Below are 414 nucleotides of genomic sequence, written 5' to 3'. Positions count from 1 at the left end.
CATATACACTCTGCCCTCCAATTATATAGACATCTTCTGAATCATATCCTCGAACTGCCTCTAAAACCTCTTCCACACTATGACATATCACGGTTCCTTCCGGACAATAATCATAATTACCAGTAAGAAGGATATTGATTCTGTTCTTTAATGGTTTCCCTTCTGGAAAGCTTTCCAGAGTCTTTCTGCCCATAATTACTATTTTATTCTTAGTGGTAGTTCTAAAAAATTTCATATCCTCCGGAAGATGGGTAAGTAAACCGCCGTCTCTTCCTATTCCCCAGTTTCTGTCAACTGCTACTATGGTCTTCATTTTTTTCCTCCTGTCATTACTGTTCCCTTTTCAAATAAATATTTCTTTTCACTTTTTCTATTATCTGTTATGATATAGATACTTGTCAATTAGTATTTAAA

General features: G+C 35.0%; 1 protein-coding gene. It reads right to left on the bottom strand.

The window, feature by feature from the left end:
* On the bottom strand, positions 1 to 313 hold a 313-nt coding region (locus NE664_14700; GenBank protein ID MCQ4727884.1), incomplete at its 3' end, for a dihydrofolate reductase.
* Positions 314 to 414 lie beyond the last annotated feature (101 nt).

This window comes from Anaerotignum faecicola (assembly GCA_024460105.1).
In the GTDB taxonomy this organism is placed as follows: domain Bacteria; phylum Bacillota; class Clostridia; order Lachnospirales; family Anaerotignaceae; genus JANFXS01.
Note: the sequence above shows the minus strand (reverse complement) of the source record. Positions and strands in the feature narration are given on the sequence as shown.